The organism is Streptomyces sp. NPDC050806 (assembly GCF_055586425.1).
The window spans coordinates 838,096-850,308 of the sequence record NZ_JBVJIF010000002.1; the positions used below are offsets into that span (position 1 = coordinate 838,096).

General features: G+C 74.9%; 7 protein-coding genes. 4 read left to right on the forward strand and 3 right to left on the reverse strand.

Annotated elements, in window-relative coordinates; all coding sequences use genetic code 11:
- The first annotated feature begins 98 nt into the window (after window positions 1-98).
- Window positions 99-5,603: a hypothetical protein gene (locus tag ACZ6WH_RS09195; RefSeq protein WP_469727153.1), complete on the forward strand. Its 5,505-nt coding sequence runs from the start codon at window positions 99-101 to the stop codon at window positions 5,601-5,603.
- A 107-nt stretch (window positions 5,604-5,710) separates the two neighbouring features.
- On the opposite strand, the gene ACZ6WH_RS09200 is transcribed toward ACZ6WH_RS09195, so the two are convergent.
- From ACZ6WH_RS09200 to ACZ6WH_RS09210, 3 genes are all read right to left on the reverse strand, one after another.
- The gene (locus tag ACZ6WH_RS09200; RefSeq protein ID WP_469727155.1) at window positions 5,711-6,796 is read right to left on the reverse strand and encodes an S-(hydroxymethyl)mycothiol dehydrogenase; all 1,086 of its coding nucleotides are present in this window, start codon (window positions 6,794-6,796) and stop codon (window positions 5,711-5,713) included.
- 147 nt (window positions 6,797-6,943) lie between these two features.
- Window positions 6,944-7,762, reverse strand: a complete 819-nt coding sequence (locus tag ACZ6WH_RS09205) for an IclR family transcriptional regulator (protein ID WP_469727156.1) — start codon at window positions 7,760-7,762, stop codon at window positions 6,944-6,946.
- A 239-nt stretch (window positions 7,763-8,001) separates the two neighbouring features.
- Window positions 8,002-8,358 (reverse strand): hypothetical protein, encoded by a 357-nt coding sequence (locus ACZ6WH_RS09210; protein ID WP_469727158.1) that lies wholly within the window; start codon window positions 8,356-8,358, stop codon window positions 8,002-8,004.
- 310 nt (window positions 8,359-8,668) lie between these two features.
- On the opposite strand from ACZ6WH_RS09210, the gene ACZ6WH_RS09215 reads away from it, so the two are divergent.
- Genes ACZ6WH_RS09215 through ACZ6WH_RS09225 form a run of 3 tightly spaced genes read left to right on the forward strand, consistent with a single transcriptional unit; the run spans window position 8,669 to window position 12,198 of the window.
- The gene (locus ACZ6WH_RS09215; protein WP_469727159.1) at window positions 8,669-11,320 is read left to right on the forward strand and encodes a nitrate- and nitrite sensing domain-containing protein; all 2,652 of its coding nucleotides are present in this window, start codon (window positions 8,669-8,671) and stop codon (window positions 11,318-11,320) included.
- Window positions 11,317-11,751: a roadblock/LC7 domain-containing protein gene (locus ACZ6WH_RS09220; protein WP_361567642.1), complete on the forward strand. Its 435-nt coding sequence runs from the start codon at window positions 11,317-11,319 to the stop codon at window positions 11,749-11,751. Before ACZ6WH_RS09215 ends, ACZ6WH_RS09220 begins: the two co-directional genes overlap by 4 nt.
- A gap of 36 nt (window positions 11,752-11,787) precedes the next feature.
- Window positions 11,788-12,198 (forward strand): DUF742 domain-containing protein, encoded by a 411-nt coding sequence (locus ACZ6WH_RS09225; RefSeq protein WP_361567639.1) that lies wholly within the window; start codon window positions 11,788-11,790, stop codon window positions 12,196-12,198.
- The last annotated feature ends 15 nt before the right edge of the window (window positions 12,199-12,213 follow it).

Sequence of the window (12,213 nt, forward strand, 5' to 3'; positions counted from 1 at the left end):
GCGGCTTCCCCGTAGGGCCGCGGCCACGACCGACCGAGGACCGGCCAGGCAGGCCGGTCGCCCACCGACCACCGTCACGACAACGAGAGTCCGCCTCTATGTACGAGCTGTCCCGGGTTCGCCTCTACTCCATCGGGCCCGCCGGTGCGCGCTACGCCGACACCGTCCTGGACCTGCGCGGAGTCGGTGAGCCCGTGCCCCGACCGGCCCCGGCCCAGGCGGACTTCTTCGAGGAGGAGCCGGTCGGCCCGCCGCGCCGCCCGGCCCCCGCCGGCGTGCTCTTCCTGGAGAACGGCGGCGGCAAGTCCGTACTGCTCAAGCTGATCTTCTCGGTCATGCTGCCCGGCCACCGCAACACCCTCGGCGGGGCCAGCTCCGGCGTGCTGCGCAAGTTCCTGCTCGCCGACGACTGCGGCCACGTGGCGCTGGAGTGGCAGCACACGGTGACCGGCGAGACCGTGGTGGTCGGCAAGGTCAGCGAGTGGCGCGGCCGCCAGGTCTCCAACGATCCGCGGAAGTTCGCCGAGGCGTGGTACAGCTTCCGCCCGGGGCCCGGGATGAGCCTGGACTCCCTCCCCGTGGCCGAGTCCACCGCCGTACGCCCGATCGTCGAGGGCGCGTCCGGCGCGCAGGGCCGCCGCCGCACGATGAAGGGCTTCCGCGACGCCCTCACCGAGGCCGGCAAGAACTATCCCAACCTCGACGTCGTCTGGGTCGAGATCCACGAGCGCTGGAACGAACACCTCGGCGAGCTGGGCCTGGACCCCGAACTCTTCCGCTACCAGCGGGAGATGAACGCCGACGAGGGCGAGGCCGCCGGCCTCTTCGCGGTCAAGAACGACTCCGACTTCACCGACCTGCTGCTGCGCGCCGTCACGGACACCCGGGACACCGACGGCCTCGCCGACCTCGTGCACGGCTTCGCGCACAAGCTCGGCCGCCGCGCCGAGCTGACCGCCGAACGCGACTTCACGGCCGGCTCCCTCGACCTCCTCTCGAAGATCGCGGAGAACGCCGAACACCGCGAGCGCGCCCGGGACGTGCACGCCGGTGCCGAGCGGCGTACGCGCCACCTCTCGCAGCGGCTGCACGCCCGCGCCACCGAGGAGCGGGGCCGCGCCGCCGAGCTGGCCGAGCAGGTCGCCGGCGCAGCCCACGCCGTCACCGAGGCCGAGGCCACCCGCGAGCGGCGCTCCCTGATCTCCGCCGAGATCGCCTACCGGCACGCCTCGCTGGCCCTCGCCGCCGCCGAGAAGGGCGCCGCTGCGCAGCGCCGCGAGCTGAACGACGCCCGTACGCTGCACTCCGCCTGGCAGGCCGCCGAGACCGTGCTGCGGCACCGCGCGGCGGCCGACCGCTCGGCACGCGTCGCCGCGGCCATCCAGGAGGCGGAGCGGGACGCCGCACCGGCGCTCGCCGCCCGCAGCAAGGCCGCGGCCGACCTCGTACGGGCGCTGCACGGCGCCGCTACCGAGGCGGAGACCTGGGCCAACCAGGAGGAGGAGCGGTCCGCCGCGCTTCAGGAGACGGGAGAGGCGGCGCATCGTGACGCCACCGCCGCCGCCACCGCGGCGCAGCGTGCCCGCAGTGAGACCGAGCACCTCAGGCAGCGGCTGACCGAGGTCGAGCAGGAGACCGCCGAGGCGGTACGGGCCGGCTGGCTGGACGACACCGCGCCGGACGCCGACCCGGCCCGCGCAGCGCTCGCCGCGACGGACGCGGAGAAGGCCGCGGTCGAGTCCTGGGACACCGCCCGCGAGGCCGCCCGGGTGACCGGTGACCGCGCCAAGGAGGCCGCGGCCCGCCAGTCCCGCGCCGAACTGGCCGCGGCCCGCGCGGAGGACGCCGCACTGGCCGCCGAGCGCGCGTACGACGCGGAGCGCCGCGCCGCCGAGTCCATCGGCGCCGAGCCCCGGCTCGCGGAGCTGCTGGGCCTGCCGACGGCCCCGGCCGCACCCGCGCCGGGCCTCCCGGGCCAGCGCGGCGCCGGCCGCCCGTACGCCGCGGACGCCCACCCGCCGCTCCGCGTGACGGTCCGCCTGGACGACGCGGACGAGGCGCTCGCGGCGGCTCCCGAGGACGACGGGGCCGGCGCGCACGGTACGGACGCGGACGACGGCGAGCCGGACGACGGGTACTTCGCCGGGCCCGTGATGGGCAGCGCCCCGGACCGGACGCTGCCGGCCACGCCCGCGCACACGGACGAGGCCGGTACGTCCGGCACCGCCGACGCGATGGCCGTGGGCGGCGGCTCCTGGGCGTCCGGTGTCGTGGGCCTCGGCGCCTCCGCCGAGGACGAGGCGCCCGTCTCCGACGAGCGGCCCGCCGGCGGACGCGGCACGTACGCCGCCGAATCGGATTCCCGTGACGAGGTCTCGGCTCGGATCGACGCCGACGGGCACCCGGAAGGCGCCGCGGACGACGGGCACGATGAGGAGCCGGAAGGAGCCGCGGACGACGGGCACGAGGGCGAGGCCGCCCCGGCACAGGGCGCCGGACCGGCGGGCGGTGCCGACGCGGTCGACACGTCCGCGGCCCCCGAGGCACGGACCGGCAGCGGCCCCGAGACGGGCGTCGGCTTCGCCCCCGAAGCCCCCACCGACGCCGCCCCCGCGGAGGAAGCGCCCGCAGACGAGGAAGCCTGCCCCGACGACGAGGGCGGCGGCGACGGCCCGCACGAAGCGGCTGCCGCCCGCCCCCGGCGCACCGGTGCCGACGGCCCCCTCTCCGCCGAAGAGGTCGACCGGAACGCCGACGCGCTGCAGGAACTGCTCGACGAGGGCGTCAGCTCCGCCGAGCGGCAGCTCTTCGAGATGCGGACCGCCGCCGCCGACGACGCGCGCATCCTCGGCGCGCTCGGTGACGGCGGCCTCCTGCCGCCCGGCCCCGACGTGCTGGCCGCCGTCGAGTACCTGGGCGAGCACGGCGTCCCGGCCCTGCCCGGCTGGCGCTACCTCGCCCAGTCCGTCGACCCCGTGGACCACGCCAGGGTCCTCGCCGCCCGCCCCGAGCTGGTGGACGGCGTCATCATCACCGACCCCGACACCCACGCCCGCGCCCGCGACGTGCTGGCCCAGGCCGCGCTGCTGCCGCGGTCCGCCGTCGCCGTCGGTACGGCCGCCGCCCTGCTCGCGCCGACCCCGCCCCCGGAGGCCGAGGACAGCGGTGTCTTCCTCGTGCCGCCGAACCCGGCCATGCACGACGAGTCGGCCGCCGACGAGGAGCGCCAGGCGCTGCGTGCCCGCGCCACGGCGCGCGACGAGGAGATCCGGCAGCTCGCCGCCCGGCTCTCCGCCGACCGCGCGCTCGCCGCCCGGCTCGCCTCCTGGCGCACGGGCTGCCCCGCCGGCCGGCTCGCCGAACTGGCGGCCGCCGCCGAGGAGACCCGTACGGCCGCCGACGCCGCCACGGCCGAGCTGACCGAGTCCCGTACGGCACGCGCCGAGGCGGACGAGGCCGCCGGCGAGGCGGCCCGCGTCCGGGAGGAGCGAGGCGAGGCCGCCCAGCGCGCCCGCCGGGTCGCCGACGCGCTGGCCGGGCTCGCGTACCGGCTCCGCGAGCGCGCCGCCTGGCAGACCAAGCTGCGCGAGCTGGCCGACGAGGGCGCGGAGTACGAGTCCCGTGCGGAGGAGTGCGTCGACCGGGCGCGCGCCGCTGACGAGGACCGCCGCGCCGCCCAGCGCGCCGCCGACGACGCCCGCCGCACCGCCCGTGCGCTCCGCGCCGAGCGGGCCGAGATCGCGGGCGTGCCGGACGACCTGGGCGAGGAGGAGGCCCCGCCGGAGTCCTCGCTGCCGACGCTCCGCGAGGCTTATCGTGCCGCGTCCCAGCTGTACGAGAAGGTCGGCGTCGGCGCCGACCTCCGGGCCGAGCAGGCCCGTGCCGAGGGCGACGAGAGCAACGCGCGCAACGAACTGGACCGGCTCACCAACAAGGTCCGTACGCGCGCCGAGACCCTGCTGCAGAGCCCGGACGCGGCCGACGGCCCGTCCCGGCAGGCCGCCGCGGCCCGTGCCGAGGAACTGGTCGCGATGCTGGAGTCGCGCGCCTCCGCGGCGAGCGAGCAGCTGGGCCGGCTGCGCGGTGAGACGGAGCGGCTGGCGCCCCCCGAGGGCGTCGAGGCGCACACCGAACTGCCCGAGGAGCTGGTACCGGCCGACGCCGACCGCGCCAAGGAGCTGCTGCGCACCGCCAACGCCGAACTGGCCACGGCCACCGATGCGCTGGACACCGCCCGCGCCACCCACGCCGAGCTGCTGCGCGGCCACCGCACGGCCGAGGACGCGGCGGGCGGCTTCGACGAGACCGCCGCGATGCTGCGCGACATCCTCCGCGACAACACCCCGGAGGAGGACCAGGAAGCGCCCGAGCCGTACCGGGGCCGGCTGGAGGAGGCCCGGCAGGCGGCCGCCGAGGCCCGCCGCTCGCTGCGCGGCTGCGCGAGCGACCTGTCGGCGGCGGACTCCGCGGTCCGCGAGGCGAGCGACGTGCTCGTACGGCACGCCAACTCCACCCGGTACGAGATGGTCAAGACCCCGGCCCGGCAGCAGATCCGCGAGCTGCCCGCCGCCGCGCTGCCGGACCACGCGGCCAAGTGGGCCGAGGCGTTCGCCCCCCGGCTGCGGGTGCTCACCGATGAACTGGAGCAGCTGGAGCGCAACCGCGACAGCATCGTCGACCGGCTGCGCGGGCTCGTGGAGTCCTCGCTGGCCACGCTCCGTTCGGCGCAGCGGCTCTCGCGCCTCCCCGAGGGCCTGGGGGAGTGGTCGGGCCAGGAGTTCCTGCGCATCCGCTTCGACGACCCGGACCAGGCCACGCTCACCGAGCGGCTCGGCGAGGTCATCGACGAGGCGACCCGGGCGGCCGTCAAGCGCAACAGCGACCTGCGCCGGGACGGCATGTCCCTCCTCCTGCGGGGCGTCGGCGCGGCCCTCCAGCCGCGCGGCGTCGCCGTGGAGATCCTCAAGCCGGACGCGGTGCTCCGTGCCGAGCGGGTGCCGGTCGGGCAGATGGGCGACGTCTTCTCCGGCGGCCAGCTGCTCACCGCGGCCATCGCGCTGTACTGCACGATGGCGGCGCTGCGCAGCAACGACCGGGGCCGTGACAAGGAGCGGCACGCCGGCACGCTGTTCCTGGACAACCCCATCGGCCGCGCCAACGCCACGTACCTCCTGGAGCTCCAGCGTGCCGTCGCCGACGCGCTGGGCGTCCAGCTGCTGTACACCACGGGCCTGTTCGACACCACGGCGCTCGCCGAATTCCCGCTGGTCATCCGGTTGCGGAACGACGCGGACCTGCGCGCGGGCCTGAAGTACATCAGCGTCGAGGAGCACCTGCGGCCCGGCCTGCCGCAGCAGCGCGAGGCGGAGACGATCCACGGCGAGATCACCGCCACCCGGATGTTCAAACGCCCGGAGGAACAGGAAGCCCCGCGCATCCCGCAGGGCGACCGCAGGACGGCCCCGGGGGAGGAGCCGGCGACCACACCGGACGAGCCGGCGGTCGCACAGGCCGAGTCGGCGGCATCGGACGCGTCGACAGCACCGGACGAACCGACGGCTTCGGAGGCGCCCGCGCCGGACGGCCCGACGGCGGAGCGGTAGCCGTTACGCCGCGCCGCTGCCCGGCCGGGTACGGCACCGGCCGGGCACGCCGAACGGCCGCGATCACCCTCAGGGGTGGCAGCGGGCGGGGCGCCCGGGAGCGGCGCTCACAGCACCGCCACCGACCGCAGGACGTCTCCCCGTTGCAGCCGTCCGAAGGCGCTCTCCAGGTCGTCCAGCGCGACCGTCTCCGAGACGAACGCCTCCAGGTCGAGCTTGCCGCGCAGGTGGAGGTCGATCAGCACGGGGAAGTCGCGGCTGGGCAGGCAGTCGCCGTACCAGGAGGTCTTCAGGGCGCCGCCGCGCGAGAAGAGGTCGTGCAGCGGGATTTCGACGTGCAGGTCCTCCTCGGGGGCCCCGACCTGGACGAGGACCCCGGCCAGGTCGCGCATCGCGAGCGCCTGCCGGAAGGTGTCCGGGCTGCCTACCGCGTCGATGGTGACGTCCGCGCCGTGCCCGCCGGTCAGCGTGCGGACCGCCTCGACCGGGTCGGTCCAGCGGGAGTTGACGGTATCGGTGGCCCCGAAGCGCTCGGCGGCGTCCAGCTTGCGGGCGTCCACGTCCACCGCGATCACCCGGCGGGCACCGGCCAGCGAGGCCCCGGCGATGGCGGCGTTGCCGACCCCGCCGCAGCCGATCACGGCCACGGTGTCGCCGTTGCCGACCCGCCCCGTGTACACCGCGGCGCCGTACCCGGCCATCACCGCGCAGCCGACCAGCCCGGCGGCCTCGGGCCGGGCCGACGGGTCGACCCTGACCGCCTGGCCGGCGGCGACCAGTACCTTCTCGGCGAACGCGCCGATGCCGAGCGCGGGCGTCAGCGGCGTACCGTCCAGCAGGGTCGTCCTGCCGCGCGCCGTACGGGAGTCGAAGCAGTACCAGGGGCGGCCGCGGCGGCAGGAACGACAGGAGCCGCAGGGGGCGCGCCAGGCGAGGACGACATAGTCGCCGGGGGAGAGATCACCGCAGCCGGGCCCGGTGGCCTCGACGATGCCGGCCGCCTCGTGGCCGAGCAGGTACGGAAACGCGTCTCCGGCGGCGCCGTCACGGTGGTGCACGTCGGTGGGGCAGACGCCGCACGCCTGCACCTGTACGAGGACTTCTCCGGGCCCCGGATCGGGCACCAGGACCGGCAGGACCTCGACCGGCGCCCCCTTTTTCACGGCGATGACGGCGCGGGCTTCGTGCGGCATGTCTTCACTCCTCGACAGCGCCTGCGGCGGCGGAGGTCGGTGCCCGGTTTATGTTGCCTATGATGCGGTCTGTTGCATCATATGAGACATGCTGGGATTCAGGGGCGGATCCGTCAAGAGGTTTTCGCCCCTGCGGGGCAAGGGAGTTCAGATCGCGAAGCCCATGGCGCGGGAGAGCTCGGCGGCCGCCTTCACGGCCCGTTCGGCGAGCTCCGGCAGCAGCTCCTCCTCCATGCGGTACGCCGGTCCGGACACGCCGATCGCGCCGATCACCGCGCCGTCGTGCGCCCGTACCGGCGCGGCGACCGCGTTCAGACCGATCTCCAGCTCCTCGACGGTGCAGGCGAAGCCCTGCTCCAGAGCGTCCGTCAGCTGCGCGCGCAGCGGCGCGGTCGTGAGGGTGCGTTCGGTGAAACGGGGCAGCGAGCGGGTCAGCAGGTTGTCGCGGCGCTCCCGCGGCAGGTGCGCCAGCAGGACCTTGCCGCTCGCGGTGGCGTGCAGCGGCGTGCGCCGACCCAGCCAGTTGTACGCCGTGACCGCGGCCGAGCCGCGCGCCTGCATGATGTTGACCGCCGCGTCGCCGTCCAGCACCGCGATGTTGGCGGTCTCGCCGGTGTCCTCGGCCAGCGCCCGGCACACCGGCGCGCCCTCCTGGGAGATGTCCAGCCGGATCGCGGCGGCGCCCGCCAGTCGCAGCACGCCGGCGCCCAGGTAGTACTTGCCGCGCTCGCCCTCCTGCTCGACCAGTCCGCGGTTCTCCAGGACGCCGAGGATCCGGAAGGCCGTCGACTTGTGGACGCCCAGCTCCTCGGCCAGCTCGGTCACCTTGGCCTCGCCCAGCCGGGCCAGGATCTCCAGCACGCTCACCGCCCGGTCGACGGACTGGACGGAGCCGCCTCCGCCGCGTGTGCTGTCGCCGGTTTCCTCGACGGTCTCGTTGGTGCTGCTGTCGGTCGTCTTCGGCATCGGTCTGTGCGTCACCGCCCGGTGGCCCTGTGCGGCCAGTTGTCGGGAGCCCGTCGTGACCCGCTCCCGGAGCTCGGTCTGTTGCGCGTCACCCAGTTGCGCATCACGCCGAGCGATGCGCAATGGGAAACGTCATCATACCGATCGACGTCAAAGAGGCCAGATGGTGGCCGAAACCGCGGGAAGTCTTTCCGCTCCGTACGGTGTGGCGAAGGAAGACGGCCGGTACGGGTGCGGTCTCACGCGGCGGCCGAGCGGCGCTCCTGCCGACGGGCGCGCCGCCGCTCACGGCGCAGCGCCCTGGCCGTGCTGCTCGGGCGCGACTCCACGCCGTTGCGCTGGAGCCACACCTGCCGGGTCACCCAGACGTCCAGCACGCCCCATGTGGCGACGATCGTCGAGGCGACCGTGCTGAGCACCGCGGGGAAGGCGAGCCAGGACCCGGCGAGCGTGCCGAGGAAGGCGACCATCGCCTGGACGAGCGTCACCGCCACGATGATCACGGCGCGTACGGCGGCGGCGCGGACCGGATCGGGCATCCGGGGGCGGGCGGTCGGCTCCTCCTGCCACAGCGTGCCGCTTCTGCCGATGTCCATGAAAGCGTCACTCTCCCCGTGCTTCCCCGCCCGCCTGCCCGGCCCTTCGGTGACTGCCCGGATTTCTCCGGTACATGCCGCCGCGTACCGGCGTTCCCGATCTTATGATGACCCGCCCCGCGCTCCGTGGCGGAGGCCACATGGACGGGCGGGTTGTCCCGGAATCACCGGACAAGGGCGGCTATCCAGGCCTGACCTGCGGCCCGCTCCGCCGGACAGCTCTTCGAGTTGATCCCCCGACAGTAGTAGGCTCGCGCCGTTTGTTGACGGAACACCACCCCCGCGCGCCGGGGTTGACGTAGGGGAGGCCATGCGCTTTCGCGGGAAGTCCATCCGCCGGAAGATCGTGGCGTTGCTGCTCGTACCACTGGTGTCCCTGACCGCCATGTGGGCGTTCGCCACCTACGTCACCGGAAGCGAGGCCCGCCAGCTGCTGCAGGTCGCGGTCATCGTCGACAAGGTCGGCTATCCGACGGAGGACGCGGTACAGGCCCTGCAGAAGGAGCGCCGCGCCACCCTGGTCTACCTCGCGGACCCGCGCATCGCGGGCTCCCTGACCGACCTGCGCCGCCGAACCCGCGCCACGGACGAGGCCGTTGACCGGCTGCGCAGCAACGCCGACTCCTCCGACGTACGCGAGGACCTGATCGGGGGCGCGGGCCCGCGGCTGCGGACCGCGCTCGACGGCTTCACGGGCCTGGACGAGCTGCGCGAGCAGGTGGAGAACAACACCCTCACCCGCCGCGAGGCGTTCCAGCAGTACAACGCCCTGGTCGACCCCTGCTACGACTTCATGGGCAGCCTGCACTTCCTGCCCGACGCGGACATCTCCAAGGAGGGCGGCGCGCTGGTGAGCATCACCCGCGGGCGCGAAGCCATCTCCCGCGAGGACGCGGTGCTCAGCGCCGCGCTGGTGTCCCGTTCGATGACCCCGCGCGAACTGCGGGACTTCGCCGACCGGGTGGCCGAGCGCAAGCTCCTGTACGACACCAGCCTCACCTCCCTGCCCGCGAGCGAGCGGGCCGTCTACGAGGACTACTGGAACGGCGACAAGCCGCGCGAACTGCAGGCCTTCGAGGACAGGGTGATCGCCGCCGGGCCCTCGGCCGCCCCCACCGCGGTCAACGCCGAACGCTGGCACAGCGTCGCCGGCCGGGTCCTCGGCGACCTGGACCGGCTGAACAAGGAAGCGGGCGACCGCTTCGCGGACCGCGTCCAGCCCGCCGCGATGACCGTGCTCGTCAAGGCCGCCTTCGCCGGCGTACTCGGCTTCGTCGCCCTGCTCGTCTCCATCGTCGTTTCCTTCCGGCTGGGCCGCCGGCACGTGAAGGACCTCAGCCGGCTCCGCAAGGACGCGCACGAGGTCTCCGGCGTACGGCTGCCCAGCGTCATGCGCCGGCTCGCCGCGGGCGAGCACGTCGACGTGGAGACCGAGGCGCCGCGGCTGGAGTTCACCCAGGACGAGATGGGCCAGGTCGCCCAGGCGCTCAACACCCTTCAGCGGGCCGCCATCGAGGCCGCCGTCAAGCAGGCCGACATGCGCCGCGGCGTCTCCGAGGTCTTCGTCAACCTCGCCCGCCGCAGCCAGGTCCTGCTGCACCGTCAGCTCACCCTGCTGGACGCCATGGAGCGGCGCACCGAGGACACCGAGGAGCTGGCCGACCTCTTCCGCCTGGACCACCTCACCACCCGTATGCGGCGGCACGCCGAGGGCCTGGTCATCCTCTCGGGCGCCGCGCCGTCCCGGCAGTGGCGCAAGCCCATCCAGCTCATGGATGTCGTGCGCGCCGCGGTCTCCGAGGTCGAGGACTACGAGCGCATCGAGGTGCGGCGGCTGCCGCGCCTCGCGGTGGAGGGCCCGGCCGTCTCCGACCTCACCCACCTCACCGCCGAACTCCTGGAGAACGCCACCGTCTTCTCGCCGCCGCACACCGCCGTGCAGGTGGTCGGCGAGCGGGTCGCCAACGGTTTCACCCTGGAGATCCACGACCGGGGCCTGGGCATGGCGCCCGACGCGCTCCTGGACGCCAACCTCCGGCTCGCCGAGACCCCCGAGTTCGAACTCTCCGACACCGACCGGCTCGGCCTCTTCGTGGTCAGCCGGCTCGCCCAGCGGCAGGGCGTACGCGTCTCGCTGCAGGCCTCCCCGTACGGCGGGACCACCGCTGTGGTGTTCATCCCGGGCACGCTGCTGACCGAGACCTCCGACGGCCGCGGCGAGGACACCGGCTCGGTGCCGGTGAAGCGGCCCGCGCCGGCCGCGCGCGGCGGCGACCTGGCGGCGCTCGCCCAGATCCCGGTGCCGCTCCCGGAGCGCACCTCGGACATGCCGGCGCAGCGGCCGGCCGCGGACGAGGACGCGAACGCCCTCCGCGGCCCCCGGAGGCAGCGCCGCCCCGAGGAGAGCCGCCCCGCGCAGCCCACCGGCCCGGTGCCCGCCGCGCGCGAGCAGCAGCCCCCGGCCCGCGACCGGGCCCCGGGCGACGGCCCCGCGCCCCTGCCGCGCCGCCGCCGCTCCCCGGCACTGGTCAGCGACCACGGCCGCCCGGTGGCGGACGCGGACCGGCCGGCCGAGGAGGTCCGCGGCGAACGGCGGCCCACCGAGGCTCTCCCCGCGGAGGCTGCCCCCACCGAGGCCGCGCGCCCCGAGACGGCGCGTACCGAGGCCGCGCGTACCGAGGCCGCGCCCGCGCCCTCCGAAGAGGCGCAGCTCGCGCGGACGGTGCGCGGCCTGCCCCGGCGGGTACGGCAGGCCAGTCTCGCCCCCCAGCTCAAGACGTCGCCCGACCGGCAGGCCGGCGCGGCACCCGAGGCCGCGGACCCCGCGGCCGACCGTGACGCCGAGGCCGTGCGAGCCCGTATGGCATCGCTCCAGCGCGGCTGGCAGCGAGGCCGGCGCGAATCCGGCGACGACGGCAGCGGCACAGCACCGAGAAAGAACATGGGAGGGGACGGTCGATGACCGCACCGAAGGCAACAGCAGCCGGGACCGCAGCGAAGGGCTCGGGCGAACTGGGCTGGCTGCTCGACGAGTTGGTCGGCCGGGTCGGCTTCATCCGCAAGGCGCTCATCCTCTCCAGCGACGGCCTGGCCACCGGCGCCTCGGCCGACCTGTCCCGGGAGGACGCGGAGCACCTGGCGGCCGTCGCCTCCGGCTTCCACAGCCTGGCCAAGGGTGTGGGCCGGCACTTCGAGGCGGGCCAGGTGCGCCAGACGATGGTCGAGCTGGACGAGGCGTTCCTGTTCGTGAGCGCCGCGGGCGACGGCAGCTGCCTCGCCGTGCTCGCCGACGCCGACTCCGACGTGGGCCTGATCGCGTACGAGATGACGCTGCTGGTCAAGCGGGTGGGTACGCACCTGGGCACGGCGCCCAGGGGCGACCGGCCCAGTTGAGGATGGCGACGGTGAGCGCATGAACCGAGTGACCGAATGAACCGAGGAGAACAGGCCGGGCCCGGAGCGGGCCCGGCCCGGTGGTTCGACGACGAGGCGGGCCCTGTCGTACGCCCGTACGCCATGACCCGCGGCCGTACCGCCAGCGGCGCCGTCGCCGGGCTCGACCTGATCGCGCAGGTGATCGCGGAGAGCCGCGCCGACGAGCCGGTCACCGACCAGTCCCTCTCGCCCGAGCACCTCGATATCGTCGACCTCACCAGGGAAGCCCCGCTCTCGGTGGCCGAACTGGCCGCCGAACTGGACCTGCCCGTCGGCGTGGTCCGGGTCCTGATCGGCGACCTGATGGAGGCCGACCTGGTACGGGTCACCCGTCCCGTGCCGCCCGCCGAACTCCCCGACGAGGGCATCCTGCGCGAAGTCATCAACGGCCTGCGTGCCCTCTGAGCGGCCCGTCCGGAC